General features: G+C 43.1%; 18 protein-coding genes. 11 read left to right on the forward strand and 7 right to left on the reverse strand.

Translation table 11 applies throughout. From position 1 onward, the window contains the following. Nucleotides 1-18 precede the first annotated feature (18 nt). On the forward strand, nucleotides 19-720 hold the full coding sequence (locus OCU46_RS17675) for a Crp/Fnr family transcriptional regulator (protein ID WP_141271656.1): 702 nt from the start codon (nucleotides 19-21) through the stop codon (nucleotides 718-720). 19 nt (nucleotides 721-739) lie between these two features. On the opposite strand, the gene OCU46_RS17680 is transcribed toward OCU46_RS17675, so the two are convergent. Both OCU46_RS17680 and OCU46_RS17685 read right to left on the reverse strand, forming a co-directional pair. Continuing rightward, nucleotides 740-1,537, reverse strand: coding sequence for a helix-turn-helix domain-containing protein (locus OCU46_RS17680; protein ID WP_244311410.1), 798 nt, complete (start codon nucleotides 1,535-1,537; stop codon nucleotides 740-742). Between the two features lie 243 nt (nucleotides 1,538-1,780). Then, nucleotides 1,781-2,737: a LysR family transcriptional regulator gene (locus OCU46_RS17685; RefSeq protein ID WP_141271526.1), complete on the reverse strand. Its 957-nt coding sequence runs from the start codon at nucleotides 2,735-2,737 to the stop codon at nucleotides 1,781-1,783. A 120-nt stretch (nucleotides 2,738-2,857) separates the two neighbouring features. On the opposite strand from OCU46_RS17685, the gene OCU46_RS17690 reads away from it, so the two are divergent. After that, on the forward strand, nucleotides 2,858-3,661 hold the full coding sequence (locus OCU46_RS17690) for a hypothetical protein (protein ID WP_141271525.1): 804 nt from the start codon (nucleotides 2,858-2,860) through the stop codon (nucleotides 3,659-3,661). 43 nt (nucleotides 3,662-3,704) lie between these two features. Here OCU46_RS17690 and OCU46_RS17695 read toward each other — a convergent pair whose 3' ends face one another. The 3 genes from OCU46_RS17695 to OCU46_RS17705 all read right to left on the reverse strand — a co-directional run bounded on the left by OCU46_RS17695 (nucleotide 3,705) and on the right by OCU46_RS17705 (nucleotide 6,490). Beyond that, nucleotides 3,705-4,862 (reverse strand): OmpP1/FadL family transporter, encoded by a 1,158-nt coding sequence (locus OCU46_RS17695; RefSeq protein ID WP_141271524.1) that lies wholly within the window; start codon nucleotides 4,860-4,862, stop codon nucleotides 3,705-3,707. An 81-nt stretch (nucleotides 4,863-4,943) separates the two neighbouring features. Then, nucleotides 4,944-6,167, reverse strand: coding sequence for an HlyD family secretion protein (locus OCU46_RS17700; protein ID WP_141271523.1), 1,224 nt, complete (start codon nucleotides 6,165-6,167; stop codon nucleotides 4,944-4,946). Next, entirely contained in the window at nucleotides 6,161-6,490 is a 330-nt protein-coding gene (locus OCU46_RS17705; RefSeq protein ID WP_141271522.1) for an MFS transporter, read from the reverse strand. The genes OCU46_RS17700 and OCU46_RS17705 overlap by 7 nt, the downstream gene beginning before the upstream one ends. A 317-nt stretch (nucleotides 6,491-6,807) precedes the next feature. Between OCU46_RS17705 and OCU46_RS17710 the strand changes: the two genes are divergently transcribed. Together OCU46_RS17710 and OCU46_RS17715 are read left to right on the forward strand one after the other, a co-directional pair. Further along, nucleotides 6,808-8,385 (forward strand): arylsulfatase, encoded by a 1,578-nt coding sequence (locus tag OCU46_RS17710; protein ID WP_141271521.1) that lies wholly within the window; start codon nucleotides 6,808-6,810, stop codon nucleotides 8,383-8,385. Nucleotides 8,386-8,601: 216 nt separating this feature from the next. After that, nucleotides 8,602-9,582 carry a porin gene (locus OCU46_RS17715; protein ID WP_141271520.1) on the forward strand — a complete coding sequence of 327 codons (981 nt, stop codon included), beginning with the start codon at nucleotides 8,602-8,604 and terminating at the stop codon, nucleotides 9,580-9,582. Nucleotides 9,583-9,987: 405 nt separating this feature from the next. Here the strand turns inward: OCU46_RS17715 and OCU46_RS17720 are convergent, their stop codons facing one another. After that, nucleotides 9,988-10,926 carry a LysR family transcriptional regulator gene (locus OCU46_RS17720; RefSeq protein WP_141271519.1) on the reverse strand — a complete coding sequence of 313 codons (939 nt, stop codon included), beginning with the start codon at nucleotides 10,924-10,926 and terminating at the stop codon, nucleotides 9,988-9,990. A 189-nt stretch (nucleotides 10,927-11,115) separates the two neighbouring features. On the opposite strand from OCU46_RS17720, the gene OCU46_RS17725 reads away from it, so the two are divergent. Together OCU46_RS17725 and OCU46_RS17730 are read left to right on the forward strand one after the other, a co-directional pair. Next, nucleotides 11,116-13,086: an alkyl sulfatase dimerization domain-containing protein gene (locus OCU46_RS17725; protein ID WP_141271518.1), complete on the forward strand. Its 1,971-nt coding sequence runs from the start codon at nucleotides 11,116-11,118 to the stop codon at nucleotides 13,084-13,086. Nucleotides 13,087-13,172: 86 nt separating this feature from the next. Beyond that, a complete protein-coding gene (locus OCU46_RS17730) occupies nucleotides 13,173-13,664 on the forward strand; it encodes a hypothetical protein (RefSeq protein ID WP_141271517.1) in 492 nt (163 codons plus the stop codon). A 120-nt stretch (nucleotides 13,665-13,784) separates the two neighbouring features. Here OCU46_RS17730 and OCU46_RS17735 read toward each other — a convergent pair whose 3' ends face one another. Beyond that, on the reverse strand, nucleotides 13,785-14,144 hold the full coding sequence (locus OCU46_RS17735; RefSeq protein ID WP_141271516.1) for a glutaredoxin family protein: 360 nt from the start codon (nucleotides 14,142-14,144) through the stop codon (nucleotides 13,785-13,787). 552 nt (nucleotides 14,145-14,696) lie between these two features. Between OCU46_RS17735 and OCU46_RS17740 the strand changes: the two genes are divergently transcribed. From OCU46_RS17740 to OCU46_RS17760, 5 genes are all read left to right on the forward strand, one after another. Beyond that, complete coding sequence (locus OCU46_RS17740) at nucleotides 14,697-16,097, forward strand: glycoside-pentoside-hexuronide (GPH):cation symporter (RefSeq protein WP_141271515.1); 1,401 nt, start codon at nucleotides 14,697-14,699, stop codon at nucleotides 16,095-16,097. A gap of 166 nt (nucleotides 16,098-16,263) precedes the next feature. Next, a complete protein-coding gene (locus tag OCU46_RS17745; protein WP_141271514.1) occupies nucleotides 16,264-17,286 on the forward strand; it encodes an aldose epimerase family protein in 1,023 nt (340 codons plus the stop codon). 12 nt (nucleotides 17,287-17,298) lie between these two features. After that, complete coding sequence (locus tag OCU46_RS17750) at nucleotides 17,299-18,789, forward strand: L-fucose/L-arabinose isomerase family protein (protein ID WP_141271513.1); 1,491 nt, start codon at nucleotides 17,299-17,301, stop codon at nucleotides 18,787-18,789. A 150-nt stretch (nucleotides 18,790-18,939) separates the two neighbouring features. Further along, a complete protein-coding gene (locus tag OCU46_RS17755; protein WP_141271512.1) occupies nucleotides 18,940-19,497 on the forward strand; it encodes a hypothetical protein in 558 nt (185 codons plus the stop codon). A 158-nt stretch (nucleotides 19,498-19,655) separates the two neighbouring features. Beyond that, complete coding sequence (locus OCU46_RS17760; RefSeq protein ID WP_141271511.1) at nucleotides 19,656-21,404, forward strand: formate--tetrahydrofolate ligase; 1,749 nt, start codon at nucleotides 19,656-19,658, stop codon at nucleotides 21,402-21,404. Nucleotides 21,405-21,937: the final 533 nt, after the last annotated feature.

Here is a 21,937-nt window from a genome sequence, read left to right on the forward strand (position 1 = left end):
AATTACTTGTCTCATAAGATGACTGTTGAAGATATAGCGTGGCCTTGTGAATTGCCTGAAGAGTTGAAAGCAAAGCTGCTTGCTATGGCCGTGCAGTGTCAAGGTGTCAAAGCACTGCCTTTCACTGTGTCCTATAGCACTTTGCCCGGTGTTTACTATGTGCTCAAGGGGTCTTGTGGGTTATGTTTTTCCACCAACGATAGCAAGAGTGTACTCGGCGCTGTTGTCGGTACTAAAGATTGGTTTGGTGCGTTAAATGTCGGCACAGGGCGCAAGATTTTTGGGGTAGCTGAGGAAATCGAGGAGATCCATTTCCTATTGTTCCCTGAAGCAAAGATTCTGCAACTGGCCAAGAGCGAACCTCTTGTCTATAAATGGCTGTTTCATGCGGGTATTCACGCACAGTCGTTTATCATGCAAGCGATGTTGTCTGCCATTCATCAAAAAGAGCAAAAGGTAATGTATGTTCTTTTAGAATTGCACAGTCGGCAGAACCAAATAGGTGGAGCAACTCAAAGCATTAATGCCTCACAAACACAGCTGAGTTCGATTACCGGTCTTTCACGTTCGAGGTTGAATGAGGTATTGAAAGGGTTAGAAAAGAAAGGGCTAATCAACATTCAGCGAGGTAAGATCTTTCTTCTTGATATAGAGGCGCTTTCAACTTTGTTATCACCAATGAACTTGATGATGAAAAACCCAACAAAAAATCTAGATTAGACGTTCCTTGTCTGTATATTTAAGCGGTTGCAAGGTCATTGCGCAAAGCAAATTGAATGAGCTCTGTATTGTTCGATAGGTCGAGTAACTCAATCATTCGATACTTATGAGACTCAATAGTCCTTGAGCTCAAGAACAGCTTCTCTCCACACTCTTTAGCGGTATAACCCTTTGCCAATAAGCTAAGTACATTGATTTGTTTGTCGCTTAGACGCAATAGCTTTTCGTTGTCTGTGACACCACTGATCACACTGCACGAGTGTCCTACGCTATTGAGGTTTTTTGACACCTTCAGGTGCTGCCAAAAGCAAAGCCAGATATTGCCCAACATTTTTAAACGCTGCATCTGTACGGCATTCATTTTGTTGTCGGGCTGCTCACCGAACCGAGTGAAGCAGAGCCCCCCCCAACTAGCACCAAACAGCTCTAGTTTGATCATGCCATGTTCTTTACCACCACTTTTTGCCAGAGCTCTGAGGACATCAAATTTGTGACTCTCCAGTTCTTTGTGGTTAAACAGTTGATAAGGTGATTTTGACTTCAATAGCTTAAAATAATCTGCATAAATTGGGTCTTGAAACTGCGACACATTCAGTGGTGCGACATGGTCACGAGCAACAGAAAGTGTCTTTCCTGCACTAAAAAGGATGTTTGAGCCAGGAAATATCGTTAAACGATCAATTTCGAACCACTCTAGTGTACTAACGATGAGTTTATGCAGGGTTTCAGTAAACTTATCTATCGGCGTATTAGTCAGGGTTTCACATTGTTTGAATAGGAACGATTCGAAATCTTCTAACTGTTCTGAATGCATCATATGTACTCTTTATGGTTCGGTATTAGCTAAACTCGGCAAGGATGATAATGAGCAACAGTTTCTTTGTATGTTCTTTTTAGAACACAACATTTAGATATTTGTTTTTTATACTCATGACAACCCTGCCCGCTTGGTGTATTCAAGAAGACATAGCATTATTGATGTGTATTTATATAGGCGGTGAGTATTAAACAATATGTATTTAATAGAAACAGTAATTATACTGATACGTTTCTATTTTATTTATACTCCGGTGATCATTCTATTTTTTAGACTGTCCATTCGATTCATAAGCAGATTGTGAATAAAATTTGTGGCGTACTTATATAATGGATTAGAGTGATTTTTGTCTAAGTAATAGATGGCGTGATTGAATGATTCTTTGGTGAGTTCTTCTAGCCATGAAGGCTGCACGCAAGCAAAATTGTCATTGCACATAGATGCGGATAGCCCCTCTGTAACAGCTAACAATTGTGAGGATTGAGTAAGGCTCGCGAGTACAGACATGCTTTCCGAGCGATACTTAAACTTGAACCACTCTAGGTTATTTCGTTCCAAAACCGCGTTGAAGTCGCTTAACCCTGGCATCAATATCCCAGCGGTAGGGTATTGAATAAACTCGCTCGCACTAAGATCAGTTTGTAGCCATGGGTGGTCTTTTTGTGCAATTACGACAGGTGCTGTGGATGTGAGGCGGACAGCTCTGATGGTCTTAGGAAGTTCGATAGGGAAAAAGTTAATTCCCATATGAACAGTGCCGTTAACTAGGGCGGTAGCTGTGTCTTCTCCCCAGTTAACTATGTTGATCTTAGCGTTTGGGAACGCTTTTTCCGAGGCAATCCGTGTTAGTTCGGAAGCAATGGCTTCAAGGAAGATACTGGATACCGCAATTGTGAGTTCGCCACTGTATGTTTCAGGCTGGCAGAATAAATGCTGGGTTATTTTTGCATCCAACTGTTGTATTTGGTTGTTAAGATCTTGGCCGATGATGTCGGCTCTTGGCGTTGTTTGCAACTCGGTGCCTACAACATAAAACAGTTTATCTTGGGTGTAATCGCGCAATTTTGACAGCGTTTGGCTGATTGCCGACTGTGATATACCCAACATACTTGCTGCTTTCTTTGTGCTTTTGGTTAAATACAGAGCATTAAATACACGTAGATAATTAAGATTTAATGAGTCTTGGTATTTACTGTGCATAGTTTTATTAACCTTAATTTAAGATGTTTAAGCATTGCTTATATATCGAATAAGTAGTCCGAAAAATCAGTTTTGATATTATTTTCTTATTATCTAAACATGAATATTTAAAGGCTTCTCATGGTTTGCAAACGTAAAGAATTAACAATAGTTGCTGCTAGTTTACTTCTATCAATCAATCCAACTTTCGCTAGTGACGATAATTCAGCAAGTGAGTATCATGATGCTGATCCGCGAAACTCTTCATTAAGGGCTGCGGTTCTCGCCGATGATAAAGGTGAAATAAAGCTCCTTGCAGGTGGTGGCGCAAGTGGTTTAACAAGCGATATCTCTCAAACCGTAGGTTTTGCTGAATACTACACACACTCGAACAATGCACGTTTGCGTGGGGCGCACTTTGACCGTTTTGGCGGTGCTTATGTTGATATCTATCACTTAGATGATGTGGCCAATATGTATACGGGTGGCTACATGCTTCCGTTATCGAGTGGAGATGGCACGCTGTTTTTTCCATCGTTAAATTATACCTATGTAGACTTCCAAACTGGTGATTTGGCGGAAGTGCTTAACTCACATCTGACACCAGTGGGCGGTTACCCATCTCTTACACCTAATCATATTGTGACATTACTTGATGGTGACACGTCTCACTTAGGTTCAGTCAATCTCTACGCCTTACATCCTTGGAACGATACTCATTTCTCAGTATTCAATATTAACTTGGGCTCGTCATACAGTGGCGTTGATATGCAGATGGCCAACCTTATGTGGGTACAAGGCATTAAAACCAAGGTCGCCGATAAGGACTTCAACATACTTTTTGAACTCAAGTATGATGTGATTTCTGTGCAAAATGAATCGTATTCAATTGATGAAACCTCAGAGGAAGTCACAGCGTCTATTGGTGTTGACTACCGCTTTTAAACGAGAGAGATGCCACGGTAAGTGGCATCTCAAAAGCTGAGAACTAGAAAGTTACGTTGGCACCAACAAAGTGAATTTGTCCTTCGAAAGCACCCACAATTCCGACAACATCACGTTGAATGTCAACTGAGCCTAAATCGGCGTATTCGTAGAATAGGTCAATTCGGGTTGTATCCCAGTAGGTGCTCAGACCAAGAGAGTAGCGGAACTGCTCACCAACAGGCATATCAACCCATTGTTGAGTGGGATCATCTTGTAAAGAGGTCTCATAAGAGAAGCCTGTTTTCACCGCCCATTTAGGTGTGATCTGGTAATCAGCTCCGATAGCAAATTTCCATGCATCATCCCATCCACGAGTGATGCCTTGGGGTAAGTAAGGGCGGCTGTTAATGGTGTCGTTGTAGATAGGGGTGTTAGCGTAATCACTCCATTTGTGCCACTGAACACTACTAAGCAGAGTGAATTGTTTAGTGATGTCATAACTACCACTGACATCTACGATAGTTGGGAATATTAGCTCTGTACCAATTTGGATGTTCTCGCGATTAACCGTATTGGCATCAACATTAAATTCATGTTCTAGTTTTGAGCGATAGCTCAAACCAACAGCCCAACGATCTTCTTTATACAAGGCTCCAGCATTGAAGCCAAACGCGAAATCACCATCTCTATCAGTTTCAAAGGTGGAGGTTTTTACTTCAAAAAAGCCATAATTGAACTGCGCGCCAATGCCGACTGACACCTTTTCTGTCACTTTAAAACTAAGGCTAGGATTAAATTGAATAGCTGATGCTAATGCCTTGTCTAGGTAAGGTGCACCTTGCCATTCATCTCCATACTCAACAATGGTGCCACCAACAGAGCCAAATATTAGCCCTAGATGTACGTCTTCATTCAGTTGCACTGTGTGGAAAATACCTAAAGAGGGCATTTGAGTGTGTGCATCGCCATTTCCTTGCGGATTGCTGTTATCGACATAATCCATCTTAAGGTCGAGCGCCATTAGGTTTATGGAGGTCTTTTGCTTTCCCATATGCGACATTGTTGCTGGATTTGTCCAAGCAGAAGCGACGGATTCTGTATAGACACCATCGCCTGCGCCTGCAGCACCCGCATTAGCCGTAACAGCCTCTTGCATAAGTAAGCCACTGGCATTCGCTATGTTTGAAAATAAGGTAAGTGCAATAAGTGATTTTTTCATAATGAGTGGTTCTTTAGGTAATAGAGTGCCCCGAGTACGCACTTGAGATGCGTATCGGGGAAATAACAAAAGGCGATTAACTTACATGCTATACAAGTAATAGATCTGCGATTTCATGCGGATGATGATGCCGCGAATAACGTTTAGAAAGTTTAAAAATGGAATAGGTTTTTCAGCGTTGACCCATGCTAGACCAACCGCCCCAACAGGGATGTCGTAACCTTCTGGCTCATGAATCTTTAATCGAACGAAATGGTGTTTATTCATTACGTTCTTACCCGTAGTGGCACGTACGTTGGTCTCTTTTGCAAGCAAAGATCCTTGAGACTCACCGGTTGCCTCTACAATGCCTTCGACTGTAGCGCTGAACACCATGCCCGGATAAATCGCAGAAGCAAATTCAGCTTGCTGACCAACTTTTACGTTACGAAACGCTTGGTGATTGATTCGCATAAGAACAAATTTCTCTTCGCTGTACATGCTTAATCGAGGCACGGCGCCGACAAACTGCCCTTCACGCGCCATGAAGTTAGTGACATAACCATTTGCTGGAGCGTAAATTTTGGTTTGCTCTAGATTCCATTGAGCTTGCTTTAGAGCTTGTTTTTTGTTGCTTAAGTCCGCTAATTTGCTGGCGACAACCAGCTTTGATTTTCCGATCTGACTTTTATTTTTCTCGCTCGTAATCTTCGCTTTGTCATGCTGACTTTTCAGAATTTCTACTTCACTGAGCAGAATTTTAATTTCAGTCTTTTTCTGATCTAGGTTTAATTCCGTAACAGAGTTATTAACCTTGGCATTTTGATCTAGAAAACGTTTTAAGGTGCGTTGCTTGAGTTTCAGGTTTTGCTGTTTTGCAGTAATCTGATTTTCAATGATCTCAACGTCTTCTTTAGAAGACTTATAGTTAGTGGTCGCAATCTTCACGTCTTGTAGTGCTGCTTCGTGTGACGCTTTTGCCACTTCAAACTGAGCCTTAGTTTGTGCTACCGCAATCTCATAACGAGCAGGGTCAAGCTCATAGACTAACTGTCCTTTTTCAATTGCTTGATTCGGTTTGATATAGAGCTTGGTGATCTCACCGGTTACCTGAGTGGAGCCAGGACGTAGTTGGATGTGCGGCGACTGTACAACTGATCCTCCAGAAAGATCCATTGGTGCCCAAGTGATAAGCCCAACCCAAACAAACAGTAACCATATCGTCCCGCCACCATAGGCAAAACCTTTAAATGGTGCTGTCCAAGGAATCCCAAGCAAGCGTAGCAAATAAATAAAAATGGCCCAGACGGCTAAACCCTCTAACATGATTCCTGCTCCTCTTGCTGACGACTTGGTGTGGTGTCATTCCAGATTTTTCTGACGTTACGAATAGTGGTTTCAGAATCTACATAGGCAACGATGACGGCTAGTACCCAAACCCAATGCCATATAAAACCTATCCAGGTGAGTATGGTGACTAGCCCCATCTGACCGTGCTTCTTCTTATCAGCATGGTGAATCGGTAGCTCATGAAATTTCCAAAATGCATATAAAGCGCCAACAATCGTCCCGATCAGAACCACTGCGCCGACTATGTGTAGTCCAGTGTCAAATCCTGTATCGACGAAAGGCATGCTAATTAAACTCATAGATGGTCCTTAATTAACCTGTTAGATATTGGCGCTGATATTAAGTCAGAAAGATTAAGGATTATGCAGTATTAATACGGTATGGATTCATTGTGTTTAAATAGGGTGATCTAGATGCCCGTTGTTATATTTAGTTAATAAAAATCAACAAGTTATATTTAAATGGTCTTGGTGGGTATTGTCTATGTTTTGATGTGGCTCAATATATTCCATGTTGTCGTGTTTAATGCCGTAAAAATACTGGTTACCAATATATTCAAATTACAAATAATCAGCCTCGGTCAAATATGAATACTAACAACAGTAGGTTGGAAGATATGTTTAATAAGAAAACATTTTTGCAGTTGGCAATGGGTACCGCCCTTGCGTCAGCTGCAATGGCAAGCCATGCAACAACGGATACCTCTCGCCCAAATATTCTCGCTATCTGGGGTGATGATATTGGTATTGATAACATTTCCGCGTATACCAAAGGCCAGGCAGGCCATTGGACTCCAAATATCGACCGTATCGCGAATGAAGGCGTATTGTTTACCGACTTTTATGGCGATCAGTCATGTACTGCTGGTCGTTCGTCATTCATCACCGGTCAGCATCCAATTCGTACGGGTTTAACCAAAGTGGGTATGCCAGGTGCTAAGCAGGGTATGAAGTCAGAAGATCCATCAATTGCTACCATGCTTAAAGACAAAGGGTACATGACAGGTCAGTTTGGTAAAAACCATTTGGGTGATCTTGATGAGCAGCTTCCTACTGAACACGGTTTTGACGAGTTCTTTGGTAACTTATACCACCTAAATGCAGAGGAAGAGCCTGAGCATGCAGACTACCCTCAAAACCCTGAATTTAAAAAGCGCTTTGGTCCTCGTGGTGTCATTCATTCTTTTGCTGATGGCAAGATAGAAGATACTGGCCCGCTCACTAAAAAGCGTATGGAGACTGTAGATGAAGAGTTCCTAGCGGCTGCTTTAGACTTCATTGACCGTGCTCATAAAGAAAAGAAACCATTTTTTGTGTGGTATAACTCAACACGCATGCACGTTTGGACTCACTTAAAAGAAGAGTCTAAAGGCATTTCAAAGCGTGGGGGTCTATACGGTGATGGAATGGTTGAGCATGACAACATGGTTGGTCAACTGCTTGATAAGTTAGATGATTTAAAGATTGCTGACAATACTATCGTTTCTTACACAACGGATAACGGTGTAGAGAAATGGGGTTGGCCAGATGGTGGTACAGCTCGTTTCCGTGGAGAGAAGAACTCTACGTGGGAAGGCGGATTCCGTGTTCCAGCAATGATGCGTTTCCCAGCTAAAATACCAGCAGGTTCTGTGGCAAATGAAATCGCTTCGCACCTAGATTGGGCTCCAACATTCTTAGCGGCTGCTGGCAATGAAACTCTTGTTGCTGACCTTAAAAAGGGTCAGACGCTTAACGGTAAAAAGTACAAGGTACATTTGGATGGTTATAACTTGTTACCTGCACTTGAAACAGGCAAGGCGACAACGCACCATAATCTAGCTTCATGGCCTCGTAAGTACTTTATTTACGCGACAGATGCGGGAGATATTTCAGCTGTTCGTGTAGGTGACTACAAGATCATGTTCTCTCGTAACGAATGTCACAGCTTAGAGACTTGGCAGTGTGATTTCCAACCTTTGCGAGCTCCGTTGATGTTTAACCTTCGCCAAGACCCTTACGAGATTGCCGATCACGAAGGTATGTATAAGCGTTGGTATGTAGAGCATCTACCGTACATGTACCTTGGTGCAGCAACAACGGCTCAGTTCTTACAAACGTTCAAAGAGTTCCCACCTCGTCAGGTGCCTGGTTCATTCTCGATCGACCAAATTGTTGAGAAGATGCAAATTTGGCAACGTGCTCAATATAAATAGAGTTCTTTAAAAAGTATAAAAGCTCGGTGGTAATGGATTACCATCGGGCTTTTTTATGTCCTGCAGATATTAATAACGGTCAGAACATAATATTTGAAATTTATTAAATTGCAGTATTTATACGGTACGCAGAAACCTCGAATATAAGCAAAATCATAACCACTTTCTAGAGCTTAATACGCTTGAAATACATTATAAAATTATTAGGTAGTGGTAATGAAAAAGACAATTCTAGCGACATTGCTCGCAACATGTGCAACTTCGGCAATGGCTGCAGACATCTATTCAAATGATACAACAACCGTTGGTTTAAAAGGCGAAGTAGATGCGTATTTTGCTAAGACTGATATCAATGGTGTTGACTCGGATGCTGGCGTAGCAGTTTGGGCTAAGATTCAGATGGATGCTGAGCAAAAGGTTACTGATAAAGTAACGGCATTTGCGTCTTTTGAAATTGAAGCAGGTTCTGACTACCGTGGCACAAGCAACGACGCATCATTTGATGACATCCTAGTTGGCATTAAGATGGAGAACTGGGGTGCAGCTGTTGGTGAGGTAGGTGACCTTGCGGAGTCTTTAGATGCTATCCAAAAAGACGATATCACTAACGAAGGCAACTACATGGGCTCAACCAGCGGTAACACTCGTGAGTCTGGTGGTGAAGGCCTAGTCGTAAAAGGTATTGTTGGACCTGTAACTTTGGTTGCTGATGTCTATACAGATACGGATTCCAATATCGACAATACTTTCGGGTTTTCTGCCGACTACCAGCATGAACACTTTAGCATTGGTGCCTCTTACCTGCAGGGTGAAACAGACCTAGATGAAGACGTACAGCTTTACGGGGCATCAGTTTCAACCTCTTTCAGCAATGTTTATCTAGCAGCGACATTTGCCGACTTCGAAGGCTTTGATAGCTTTGGATTCTATCCTACGGATTCTGTTGTAGAAGGCTACACAATGGGTCTGGCTGCGTCTTACCAATTGAACGCTACTCGTTTCTACACGACTTATGCATTTGCTGATATGGATGCAATCGCTGGTGTTGATGAAGGAGAGACGTATAACTTAGTGATTGGTGCTGACTATGCAATTGCAGACAACATTCTTGCATTCGCTGAATACCAATACGCAGACGCGGATTGGGCTATCGATGAGTCACAAACTGTAGTTGCTGGTGTTTACTACAGCTTCTAATCGACGCAATACCTGATTAATTTATTCTGAGAATGGATTCTCAAAGGTTGCCTATAACCTTTCACAAAAATAGGCTCATTCTAGCCAATTTTGTCTATTTCTAGCTTTACTTATCGGGGGATGTGTTCACATATTTAACGTGAATAAAAGCTAGTATTCTTTTAGATATCGATCCACATCTCTTGTTTGAGGTGTGGATTTTTTTCCGTTTAATATAGGAAATGGATAATTAAATTTAGATTATCATTAGCTCTTAATTATGGCTGATAAAACAGATGGCAATTAGTATTGATCTTTTTCTATCAGGGTAATATTGGATCGTACATGAAGCACTTCTGCCACATGCATTGGCTTTGATACCTAAATTGGTATAACTGAATTAAGAAGCCAGGATCTGAGCCACCATTACTCATGTTCTAACTTGTATTTGTCTAGATACACCTGAATTTTCTTTGATATTGAAAAAATTGTCTCTCTAAGCCAAGTATGAGCAGGGTCATTGTCGAGCCGTTTTGGCCAGACTAGGTAGGTGCTCATAGAGGTATGCTCAAACGGTGGAGTGAATACCTGCAGTTGCAGTCGGTCTTTGAACTGCAGCGCTAGTGATAATGGCACTACAGCCAGGCAATCAGTTTGACTGCAGAGCATCAAGTTACTAAACAGAGTGCGCCCATGATAGGCCACATTTCGTTTGGATAAGTCGATATTGGTGTAATGGGTTAGGCTATACAGGCTGTTTCTTTTTCGCTCAAGTAGGGCGTGTTTTTCTTGCATAAATAGTTCTGCGGTCAGCGTTCCTTGTATGCGAGGATGATCTTGGCTGCACACTACAACAAAACTATTTTCCAAAAGTTTTGTACTTTGAATGCTTGCCTGCTTTGACGGCAAGATATCAATCAATAGGTCGACTTTTTGACTCATTAAATCGTCGTACATTTTGCTTTCATCAGAAGGCTGGTCAAACACTTCTAGCGTGATATCTTCGGGTGTCGTTTTAGCAAATCTATCCATAAGTACCCACTGCAGATGCTCAGGAGCGGTAATCACAAACTGACGCTTGGCAGTAGCAGGATCAAATTCCCCCATTGATTGGAATACTTGATTGAGTTGGTTGATTGGCTCTTGTACTTGCCGGTAAAGGTTTTTGGCATAGCTGGTGGGCTCAATACCTCGGCCTTTACGCAAATACAGCTCCTGTCCCAGTTGCTTTGATAAACGGGCCATTGCGGTGCTTACTGTCGACTGATTGGTATTTAACTGCTCCGCAGCTTTGCTCAAGCTACCTTGCTCTATCACTGCAGCAAATACAGCCAGTAGATTAAAGTTTGGGATATCGTTTTGCATTGCCTCTAAATACCTTTTAAACCTCTAAACTCATTATTCATAATATCGTAATTACGATGTTTTGATATCATAATGCATCATTTATTTGATGTTATTTGGGCCTTAATATCATTTCTAACTAGTTCTCGTTGTGCTCTTGAAGTGCTGTTCGAGAATTCGACTATTAAAATTAGTTAGGTATTACTCCCTATGACAAACACATTTCGAAAAATGTCCCTACCTGCCACGATAGTTGGCGTGCTTTTTGCCTCCAATGCCCTAGCAAACACGGCCGTTGTAGAAGCGACGTCAAAAACCGGCCAAGAGCTTCAAACCAGCAATGCGGTTCAGTATCAGAATGTTGATATGGATGCACGTTACAGCGATGGCGTGTTGTTTGAGCACGAATCAAACCTATTCTGGGGTAAGGGTGAACGCATCAAGGTATTGTCTACGACAGGAAATACTCTAGCCTACACAAAAGAATCAGAATACGTTCACCCAATCTTGACCAAACATGGTCGTAAGATGGATCAAGCGGTAATTCAAGTGGACGACAACGTGTATCTTGCATACGGGTTTGGCCTTGATACGCCAGTGATGATTGAGGGTGATGACGGTATCATCATTGTTGATCCAGGTGAGTCTGTACAAATGGCGCAAGCGGCCAAAGAGCAGTTTCGCAAGATCACTGATAAGCCAGTGAAAGCGATCGTTTATTCTCACAACCATATCGACCATATCTCGGGCGTGCGTGCGTGGACCAATGATGAAGAAGTCGCCTCAGGCGAGGTACAAATCATTGCTCAAGAAGGGCTAACGGCAGCGGTTGCCAACTGGTCTTCTAATCTAGGTACACTATTTGGTCACCGCACTTCATATACAGGTGCAAAGCATGTTGAAGAGGGTGAGCACGGTACGGTAAATGATGGTCTTGGTCCTCGTTTCATGCAGGGTGATATCTCGTTCATCGAGCCTAATGTGGTATTCAAAGACAAGATCGAAACGACTATTGCTGGCGTTAAACTAGAGATCGTTAACGTACCTTCTGAAACCAAAGATGAGATCGTGGTTTATCTGCCAGAGCAAAAAATCCTGCACGCGGCAGAGGTACTACAGGGTGAAAACTTCCCTAACATTCACACCATTCGTGGTACTAAGTTCCGCGATCCATCGATGTGGTTCAAGGGTATCGACATCATGCGCCAGTTTGATACTGAGGTGATGATTAATTCTCATGGTCGCCCTGTTGAAGGTAAAGAAGCAGTCGATAATGTGCTAACAGCCTATCGTGATGCCATCCAATACACCCACGACCAAACGATTCGCTACATGAATAAGGGCATGACACCGGATGAGTTGGTTGAAGTGGTGAAACTTCCTAAGCATCTTGCGGAGCATCCATGGCTCGGAGAGCACTATGGTACGGTTGCGCATGCGGTACGTCAGATCTATGTAGGCTACAACGGCTTCTTTGAAGGCGACCCTTGGCAGCTAGAACCAATGGCTTATGAGCAGCGCGCTAAAGCATTCATTGAGATCATGGGTGGTCGTGACAACATTATGAAGACAGCAAGTGCTGCTATTGAAGCTGAAAACTACACTTTTGCTGCTGAGATACTGTCTTACCCAATCACAGTGAATAAAGATGATATGGAAGCGCGTAAGCTAAAAGCGACAGCGTATAAAGCGTGGGCTTCGGATCAAGTGAACATTAACTGGCGCAACTGGGCACTTAACGCTGCCGCTGAACTAGAGGGTACTCGAGACTTTTCTAACATGATCAGCTTTGCCTCTGTCGATGTGCTAACTGCGCTTCCTAGCAAGCAGATCTTTGACATGATGACGTCGACCCTGATTGCTGAAAATACACTCGATGTGAACATGACGTTGGTGTACAACTTCTTTGATACCAATGAGTCTTTCACCATTGAGATTCGTAACGGCATTGCTCAGCTTCATGAACAAGCGCTAGCGAGTGCAGATGTAGAGATCAACACCACTAGAGCTAGCTTAAATGACATCCTGATGGCAGGTGCAAATGGCCAGCAAGTGATGGGGCAAAAATTGCAAAGTGGTGAGTTTGCTTTTGCAAATGGCGATATTCAAGGCTTCGGTTTATTCATGAGCTACTTTGACAAGCCAATGGCGCCACAAGACATCATGTTGATTGTTCGCTAATCCCTGATTAGACGACAAGATATCAACGTTAAAGGGACCTTAGGGTCCCTTTTGTCTGAGGAAACCTTCTGTTTGAGGAGAGTACAATGTTAAAAATCGGTGCTGTGGTCGCTTTGTGTATTTACTCTACCACCGCCTTAGCGTGCGGGCTTCATCAAAGTACAGGCTTCAATATGGCAATAGAAGAGGGTTCTCTTGATGTGTTTGCCAGCGTGATAGAGGTTCGCCAGTCAGGGGAGTTGAACAACATCAACAAGCCCGATCATTTCCGAGTATTCAGCTTTAAGTCATCGCTTGAAAAAGCGCACCCTAACCAAACTGATTTCTCTATATTTGAGGCGATCAAAGGGCATTATAGCGACGTTACTATGGGGGCGAATGTTCAGATAACCGGAAAAGATAGCTTGCCTACTGATGAGGAAGTATTGCTGATCACGGAACTGGATGTGTTAGATGCTCTTGCAACAGGCACTCTTTCTTGGGAGCAGGCAAAGCAGGCAGATCTGGTGCGAATCAACGGTCCTGAAAAGAGAAAACGAGCTTTAAACCTGTGGTTCTCACAGATATTCCAGGGTTAGAAGTACTATTCATACACTTGTGCATGAGTGTAAAGAACTGCGTTTCATTGCGGCTTTTCAAATCGATAGTGAGGCCTGTTTATGTTCTAACAGGCCATTGCATTGCCCTGTGTTTCTACGTTACGCAAATTCTTTCTGTAAATAAGCCACAATATCTTTAGATTCATACATCCAAGTTTCATTGCCTTGTTGTGTGATCTTAAGACACGGCACTTTAACGCGACCGCCGCCACTCATTAGTTCTTCACGAGCTACTTCATCATGTTTTGCATCTTTAAGCGCGACATCGACTGATTGACGCTTCATTTCACGACGAACCTTGACGCAAAATGGGCAAGCTTCAAATTGGTACAGCGTTAAATCATTGGCTTTTTCATTGGCCGCTTGCTGTGCTTCTTCAGACCTTTTGACTCCGCGTGGTGTGAAGATGAAGTTGAGCAACAAGATAATCTTTCCTAGAACAATCCTGATAAATTTCATTGTGACCTTTCTAATAGTTAGGTTTTGAGAATAAGTCTCAATGCTCTATTAAATCCCTTCTAGAGTCAATTTGCTTACGCAGTTGCTGCTAGCTGAAACACAGCTTTTCTGGGCTGGCGCAGCTTTGCTACTTACCCTTAAGACCTGATGAAACCTTCTTAAATGACGCAATAGTGGGTTTGGATACAGATTTAGCCTTGTGAACATGAGGTTAATCCTCAGTTATCTAAGGTTTGCTTGTTGATGAATTTACGTGAAATTTTAATCTTAGAGTGACTTTTTTGTGCAAGGGTCAATTGCTATTTTTCATTTCCTAGCGAGTAAATCTTCTAAATGTGTATTAGCACTCAACTCTGTGATCTTTTGTCTTCCAACATGGAACTTAACTTTAACACTCTGAATTTAAAGGAGTATTTATAGATGTTTATTATGGGTTTCTGATATTGCTCACATAAATAAAATAACATAATGCCTTTGCTAGTTTGGGCAAATGAACAATGGAATCATAACGATAAGAATGAAAGGCAATTAATTTGTACCCGGAGAATAATAATGAATACGATTAAGCTATCCGTAAGAGAGAAGGTTGCTTACGGCTTAGGCGATACCGGCTGTAACTTTGTCTGGCAGACAGTAATGCTTTTCCTTGCCTATTTCTATACCGACGTTTATGGGCTTTCTCCCGCTCACATGGGCACAATGTTCCTATTAGTCCGATTTATTGATGCAGTCACTGATCCTCTGATGGGATCTCTTGTTGATCGCACAAAATCAAAGCATGGTCGCTATCGTCCTTACTTGTTGTGGATGGCCGTGCCATTTGGCATCGCGTGTATGTTCGCCTTTTATACACCTAGTTTTGGTGAGACAGGCAAGATTGTTTATGCCTATGCCTCGTACATTTTCCTAACCCTTATGTACACCGCAATCAATGTTCCTTATTGCGCTATGGCAAACGCCTTGTCTAACGACTCAGAAGAGCGCACATCATTGCAGTCTTACCGCTTCGCTTTGAGCACCGCTGGTGGTCTGGTTGTTGCGACAGTGGCGTTGCCATTAGTTGGTTTGATTGGTGATGGTGATTTGCAAAAAGGCTACCTTGGCGCGATGGCAGTAATGGGGGCTATTGCGATTGCGTTGTTCTTTGTTAGCTTTGCGAACACCAAAGAGCGCCACGTTCCTGAGGTGGAAGAAAAACAATCCGTATGGGCTGATTTGAAGTTACTTTTGTCCAATGACCAATGGCGTGTACTGTTTATCGTCAACATTGTTTTGCTAACGGGTGTGGTGCTTAAAGGCGCGACGACTATGTACTATGTAAACACTGTGATGGGGCGCGGTGACCTAGCAACTCTATTCATGGTTGCGGGAATGCTGGCTGCTATTGCAGGAGCGATGTTGTCGTCACCACTGTTTGGTAAATACAACAAGCCTACCGTTTATCGTGTATTGATTGTTATCTCTGGTGTTATCTCAATGCTGATGTACGCTGTTGATCCTTCCAACGTGACTATGATATTCGCTATCACTATTGTGCTTGGGTTGGTGCAAACAGCAACAACGCCAATTCTTTGGAGCATGATGTCAGATGTGGTGGATTATGAGAAAACACGCAGCAATCGCTCTTTAAGCGGGATGGTCTTTTCTACCAACCTCTTCGCTATCAAGCTTGGCATTGCATTGGGTGGTGCCGCTGTTGGCTGGATACTGGCATGGTCAGGCTATGTGGGTGGCGCTGAAGTGCAAACTGCAGAAGCTGTGAACTCCATAAACCTGCTGTTCACTGTGGTCCCAGGGGTGATGTTTGCTTCTCTTGCGGTGTTTATGATGTTTTATAAACTGGACCAACAAAAGCTTAAGCAGATCAAAGCACTTCTAGAACTCGATGCTAAGGAACCAGCTCAAGAAGTTGAGGTTTCTGAGGCTGGATTGAAGGTTCAGCTTAGTCAGTAACCGAAACCATTGAATATTTAAATAGCCTCCTTACGGGAGGCTATTTTTTTACCTAAATTGAGTTCACAAATACATTTTTTCTCAATCTGGTTTTTAAAAAACATAATAGAAACTCTCCTATTAATAGAAGAAAATAATTCTATTAGCTTATTAGTAGGGTTTTAGAATGAAAGACGTTAAGACATCTAATTGGGGAGATTATAAAGTATTCTCTCTAATTAATAATAAAGGTACACAGGTTGATATATCCGATCTTGGAGGTTTGATAGTTAATTTTTATACCAATGATATAAAGGGAAATAGAAAAAATATTGTTTTGGGCTATGACACCCCAGACGAATATTTGAGTGGCAAGTGCTATTTAGGTTGCCTTGTTGGGCCATGGGCCAACAGAATTGCTAACGGTCACTTCTCTATTGGTGAAAAAGATTATCAACTTGAATGCAATGAAGGCACCAATCACCTACACGGTGCTTCTGCCGGACTTGGCAATAAACGCTGGAATGTAGAGTGCACAGACAATGCGACTTTGTTACTCACTACTATGGTTCAAGGTGGCGAAGCGGGCTACCCATGTGATATTGAGTTTAAAGTTGAGTATCACCTATCTGAAGACAACGCTCTTAGCATTAATTACCAAGCATTTCCGCAGGCGATGACACCAATCAATATGACTCAGCATACCTACTTCAATCTAGGAGAAAGGGAAGATGTGCTCGATCATTTTATTCAGATTGAAGCAAATGAGTACTTGCATGTTGACGCCTTAGCTATTCCTTTGTTTGCGTCTCCCGTTGAAGATACTCCGTTTGATTTACGCAAAGGGCTAGTGATTAAAGACGGGTTAGGCCATTCAAATGAACAGTTAGAAAACGCAGGTGGGTACGATCATTGCTGGTGTTTTTACTCAACAGAAATGAAACCTGTTGCAAGAGTTCATGAAATAAATTCAGGGATAGAATTGCAGGTCGCAACTGATCAAATAGGCATGCAATTTTACAGCGGTAATTTTCTAAATAATGAGTCTGGACGAGGCTCTAAAAAATATAACAAACATGCCGGGTTTTGTTTGGAAACGCAATGTTACCCAAATCAAATAAATATGGATAACAAACAAGATTGTATTTTTGGTCCAAATAAACATTACCAGCACAATGTAATTTATAAAGTATTAACTACAAAAATTTAAGACGAGATAATTATGATTAATATTCCTCAAGTAAAAATGGGTATTGTGGCGGTAAGTCGTGACTGTTTCCCTATTTCTCTATCAGAGCAACGCAGACAGAATGTGGTTAAACATTGTGAGCGCCAAGACATTGATATCGTACAGCTGGAAACTATCATCGAGAATGAAAATGACATGATGGTCGCTTTGCAAGAAGCAAAAGACAAAGGCATCAATGGGTTAGTGATTTATTTAGGTAACTTTGGTCCTGAAGGGCCGCTTACTCAGATGGCGCAGCGTTTTGATGGTCCGGTTATGTTCGTCTCTGCTGCTGAAGAATCAACAGCATGCCTTAGTAATGATCGTGGTGACGCGTACTGCGGCATGCTCAATGCGTCATACAGTGCGAATCTGCGTAATATTCGTCCGCATATACCTGAATATCCAGTGGGTACGCCAGAAGAAGTGGCCTCAATGATTGGTGATTTTGTTCCTGTTGCGCGCACTATCTTAGGTCTTAAAGGGCTGAAAATCTTTAGTTTTGGGCCGCGTCCACATGATTTTGTTGCATGTAATGCTCCTATAAAGGCTCTGTTTGATCTTGGCGTTGAAGTCATGGAAAACAGCGAGCTTGATCTGCTAGATATTTATCAGGCAGCAGAAGGCCATGCTGACATCCCTGCGATTGTCGCGGAAATGGAGCAAGAATTGGGAGATAACAATCCTTACCCAGATTTGCTTCCAAAACTTGCCCAGTACGAGGTTGCTTTACTGACATTCCATAAAGAAAACCTAGGTGCCTCTAATTTTGGTATTTTTGCTAATAAGTGCTGGCCTTCATTTGAAAAGTTCTTCGGATTTGTACCTTGTTACGTGAATGCTCGACTAGCAGAGCGCGGTATTCCTGTCGCGTGTGAGGTGGATATCTACGGCGCGCTTTCAGAGTATATGATCACTTGTGCAACTAACCATCCTGCGACGCTTTTAGACATCAACAATACTGTGCCAAAAGATATGGTGGAGAAAGCAGCAGATCAAATGGGTGAGTACACGGGCAAAGACCTATTTATGGGCTTCCACTGTGGAAATACCGCGCCAAGTTGCATGAAAAACTCACAGCTTCGTTTCCAAAAAATCATGCACAGTTTAATGGAGCCAGGAAAAGAACCTGATATTACTCGTGGCACTTTAGAGGGACAGATAAAAGCCGGGGAGGTAACGTTATTCCGCCTTCAATCTACGGCAGATACCAAGTTGCGTTCTTACGTTGCTCAAGGTGATATCTTGGATATCGATCCAGAGTCGTTTGGTTCGATTGCGGTATTTGCGATTCCGGAAATGCAGCGCTTCTATCGTCATGTTCTTATCCAGAAACGATACCCTCATCACGCTGGTATTGCGTTTGGTCATGTAGGTAAGACGTTATACCAAGTGCTTGATTTAATTGGTGTATCGGATATTGATTACAATCAGCCAAGCTATGAACGTTACCCAAATGAAATCCCGAGCGTATTCTTGAACTAATCTTCCTCAATTCAAAGCCTGCACATGTGCAGGCTTTAATTCGTTTTTGGGGTTTAAACTAGCTACAAGGTGATACGAATTTCATGGATGTCATAGGCACAATCATAGAGATGAGGTATGGTTAGCGTTTTCTCCTAATGCTTGCATCTTATGACAACACCTAATGCTTTATTCAATGCTGTTCAGGCGACGGGTTTTAAACTATCCACGAAATCAGTTTCGGTAAATGTGCACGCATCGCAACTTGAACAACTGTGTGAAAAGCTCTCACCATTGTTTGAGCGTTCAAAGTTGAAGCATTCACAGCATACTGACCTTCAGTTGTTACTCGGCTTGTTTACTCTGCACCATGAAAAGCTATTGCATCAGTTAAACTCTCAGCAGCAGAGTCTAATGGCCATGCAGAGCGTTATTGACGAGTCTTTAGAGGATAAACACGCTGCTGCTTTTAAGGCTCCACTGGTCATTGAGTTTTGGCTCACCATGCATCTTTGGCTATTTGTGCAAGGCCAGCTAGAAATGGATTACTCTCTGGCTAATGATTACGCTACTGAAGCAAGTCAGTTACTGGTTTCGTTTACCCCTGTTTCAGCTGATGAATTACGCTGCGAGTGGAATGAGTCCTTCTATAAAGGAGGCAACATTTTGAAAGAATTTGCTGGGGATAGTAACGGAATTCTGGGTTGGATTACTAAGCTATTCAAATAAAAGCATTTTCTATCGTTACGACCTGTGATGTAACGGATATTTCATTATTGGAATGTTCGTTTTTCGTGCGGCGCAAACGTTTGCACTTTACTTATTGCTAAATTTCTTTATTATCCCCGCCAAAATCAGATTGTCTCTTTTATCCCCCTGAGGAAGCCATGCTGTCGGACATTGAAATCTCTCGTTCTACCCCATTACGCCCTATTGCTGATGTAGCTACTGCTGTAGGTCTGCATGCTGATGAGATTCAAACTCATGGTCAACACAAAGCCAAGGTTTCTCTTAAGGCGCTCAAACGCCTAGAGAGCAAGAAAACGGGCAAACTAGTGGTGGTTACCGCTATTACTCCAACGCCACTTGGTGAAGGTAAAACCGTTACTGCGATTGGTCTGGCACAAGGCCTATTTAAAGTAGGTCAATCTGTGATGGCGTGCATTCGACAACCTTCTATGGGGCCAGTATTTGGCGTCAAAGGTGGTGCAGCCGGTGGTGGCTTCTCGCAAGTCGCGCCAATGGAAGAGTTAAACCTGCATCTTACCGGTGATATTCATGCTGTTACTGCCGCTCATAACCTTGCCTCTGCGGCGATTGATGCACGTATCTATCACGAACAACGTCAGGGTTATGATAATTTTGAATCACGCTCTGGTCTAACTGCACTTCGTATCGACCCACAAAGCATCGTGTGGAAGCGCGTGATTGACCACAATGACCGTGCGCTTCGCAAGATCAACGTAGGCTTGAACGATGAAGGCAAGACTATCAATGGTTACGAGCGTGAAGATGGCTTTGATATCTCAGCGGCATCTGAACTTATGGCGGTGCTTGCCCTAGCCACCGACCTGCAAGACCTGCGTCGTCGTATTGGCAACATCGTTATTGGTTACAATCTTGATGGCAAGGCTGTGACTACAGAAGATTTAGGTGTGGCGGGCGCAATGACAGTCAGCATGCGTGAGGCTATCGAGCCAACCATGATGCAAACCCTAGAGGGTATTCCAACCCTTATTCATGCGGGTCCTTTTGCTAATATCGCTCATGGCAACTCTTCTATCATTGCTGACAATATCGCGACTAAGCTTGCTGATTACACGGTGACTGAAGGTGGCTTTGGCTCAGATATGGGCTTTGAGAAAGCGTGTAACATAAAAGCGCAAGCTTCTGGCAAAGCGCCAGATTGTGCAGTTGTTGTGGCTACGCTTCGCGGTTTGAAGGCCAACTCTGGTCTCTACAATCTAAAGCCGGGACAACCAATCCCTGACAGCATGTTCGATAAAGATAGTGCTGCCCTAGAAGCAGGATTTGCAAACCTAAAATGGCACATTGAGAACGTAGTCAAATACGGCGTGCCAGCAGTGGTGGCTATCAACCGCTTCCCACAAGACAGTGAAGAAGAGCTAGCGAAACTAAAGCAAATGGTCGAGGCACTTCCTTGTTCTGTTGAAGTTGCTGTATGCGAAGCATTCGCACAAGGTGGCGCTGGAGCAGCTGAACTTGCTTCTAAAGTGGTTTCTCAGTGTCAGACGCCAGCGAAATTTAAACCTCTCTACCAGATGTCTCAGACACTAGAAGAGAAGATCATGGCAGTCACCGAGGTCGGCTATGGCGCGGCATCAGTGACCTTGAGTGACAAAGCGAAAGCTCAATTAGCGCAATACAAATCGTTAGGTTTTGATCACCTAGCTATCTGCATGGCTAAGACGCCAATGTCTATCTCAACGGATGGCAGCGTTAAGGGCGCACCAACTCAATTTGACGTACCCATCCGCGAGCTTAGGCTATGCGCTGGTGCAGGCTTCATCTACGCATTATGCGGCAACGTAATGACAATGCCTGGGCTACCTGACAAGCCAGCTTTCATGAATCTTGATATTGATGAAGATGGCAATATTACGGGTTTGAGTTAAGCTTGCGTTTAAAGCTAACACTGCCCGTCAAATTAGGTAAATCGCACCCCGTCATCCTGACGAAAGTCAGGACCTTAGAAAGTGCCCAAGCTCGGTATTGGCAGATTCTAAGTGTGCACATGGCTCAGTTCGGCACTCCTCAAGATCCCAGATAAATTCCTATGGAATTTTCTGGGATGACGTTCAATTGCTCCTCATACGCTATACCCATACCAAATACGTCATCCTGGAAATTACGTCAGTAGTTATCCAGGACCTTAGAATCTACGAAAGCCTGCCATAGGCACTTACTAAGATCCTGAATTAAGTTCAGGATGACGAGGCGGGGACATCCAACCACCGTCATCCTAGAAACTACGCAGTAGTTATCCAGGACCTTAGAGCGCACGAAAGCCTGCCATAAGCATTCCCCAAGATCCTGAATCAAGTTCAGGATGACGAGAGCGAGGTCATCCAACCACCATCATCCTGGAAACTACGCAGTAGTTATCCAGGACCTTAGAGCACACGAAAGCCTGCCATAAGCACTCTCT

It is taken from the genome of Vibrio comitans (genome assembly GCA_024346835.1).
Taxonomy (GTDB): domain Bacteria; phylum Pseudomonadota; class Gammaproteobacteria; order Enterobacterales; family Vibrionaceae; genus Vibrio; species Vibrio comitans.